The organism is Glutamicibacter sp. BW80 (assembly GCF_002332385.1).
Classification (GTDB): Bacteria; Actinomycetota; Actinomycetes; order Actinomycetales; family Micrococcaceae; genus Glutamicibacter.
In genome coordinates this window covers 1-1731 of record NZ_NRGV01000035.1, presented here as the reverse complement: position 1 = coordinate 1731, position 1731 = coordinate 1, and the positions used below count along the sequence as shown (strand labels likewise).

The window sequence follows — 1731 nt, the reverse complement described above, 5'->3', positions numbered from 1 at the left end:
TAGCCCAGGTATTTCATCGAGAGGCCAGTAATTAAGCGTCATTAACAAAGAAAAAGTGATCCTGAACTGCGAAAATAAAGGTATCTAAGCCATATTCTCAACAGTCCAAAGGATCACTCTCTCGGTGAACAACAATACCTCCCTTTACCCAGCCATACCAACCGTGAGCACAAACCAAGCACTCGTCTCCCACGCAGGACTCACCACCCTGAGCGACCTGCTCAACGCAATGGGTTTCCGCAAACTCTGCGAAAACCGATTCTCCCAATTCGTCCCGGCCGCGGCGGTGCACCGGCCAGGGAAGATGATCGCAGACCTGAGTCTGATGCTCGCCGCCGGCGGCGAGCAAGTCAGCGACACTGACCAGCTACGAACGGTTCAGGGGCTGTTCGGGCCGGTGGCCTCTGACCCCACGTTCAGCAGGTTCTTCGCCAGGATCAGCAAGCACCCGGGGGCTTTCGACTACGCATTCGCTACCATGCAACGCGAGGTACGGACCAAACTCTGGGCGGCTGCAGGTCAACGCAATCCCGCAGCACGAGCTTCCCGCATGAATCCTCTGACCGTGGATATCGACGCGTCCCTAGTCAACGTGCACTCAGATAAAGAAGGTGCCAAAGGAAACTACAAGGGTGGCTATGGTTTCTCTCCCATGATCGCCATGGTTGACTACGGCAAAACCCAGGGCACCGGCGAAATCCTGGCTGTCCGCCTGCGTCCTGGAAATAAAGCCGCGAACTCGGCGAAGGACCATATCAGCATCCTTAGCCAAGCGCTGGAACAACTGCCCGACGATTTCTATGATCCAGATGGTGTGCTGATTGGTGAAAAGATCATGGTCCGCACCGATAGTGCCGGTGCCACCCGTGAGTTCTTGAAGCATGTTGATTCGCTGGGCCTGCAGTTCTCCACCTCGTATTCACTGCCAGTGCTGAAGGAACGATTTGTGCGGTGGATCGATGAGAAGAANNCCGGCGCTCACCGCCGATGGTGAGCATCGTGATAATGCGTGGGTGATTGATGCATCCAAGGTTATTGAACTCATTGGATACCCGCCAGGTTCCCGCATTTATCTTCGGGCTGAACCGTTGCATCCCGGGGCGAAAGCCAGCCTGTTTGATACGGACGGGAATAGAGTCACCGCGTTTCTGACGAACTCTCCACGCTACGACCCCGCGTTTTTGGATGCCCGTCACCGGGCGCGCGCAAGGTGCGAGAACAGGATCAAGTCTTTGAAGGCCGCGGGACTTGGGAAATTGCCTTTCACGTCGTTTGCAGCGAATCAAGCGTGGGCGAACCTGGCAATGTTTGCCTATAACCTGACTGCGTGGTTGCAGCTGGTCCTCCTGCCAGTTGGGCATGAAGCAGTCAGCTGGGATGTGAAAAGGTGGCGGTACCGTGTGTGGTCCATGGCTGGGAAGCTGACCAAGAGTGGCCGCCAACCCAGGTTGCTGATCAACCAGAAGGCACCGGAGTGTGGATTGGTCTTGTCACTCCAGGAACAGATCACCGGGTTGCGTCAGCGATGGTCAGGCAGGCCGCTGCGAACCTGAGCTTTCAAACGGTGGTTTTGGTGCTTCGAGTCAAGGGAAGGCATGGTTCCGGTGCGTGGTGGCCGGCGCTGACGTCAGCGAAAGGACGGTCTTTGGCGTACCAGAATTCAGGAAACCCACCGGAAGTCCGGCGTGATACCGATCCGGTGGGCTTGAGAGTCTCCATGAAAAATCTGGG

At 56.3% G+C, this 1731-nt stretch carries 1 pseudogene; it reads left to right on the top strand.

From position 1 onward, the window contains the following. The first annotated feature begins 124 nt into the window (after positions 1-124). A pseudogene (locus tag CIK76_RS11405) lies at positions 125-1553 on the top strand (IS1380 family transposase). Positions 1554-1731 lie beyond the last annotated feature (178 nt).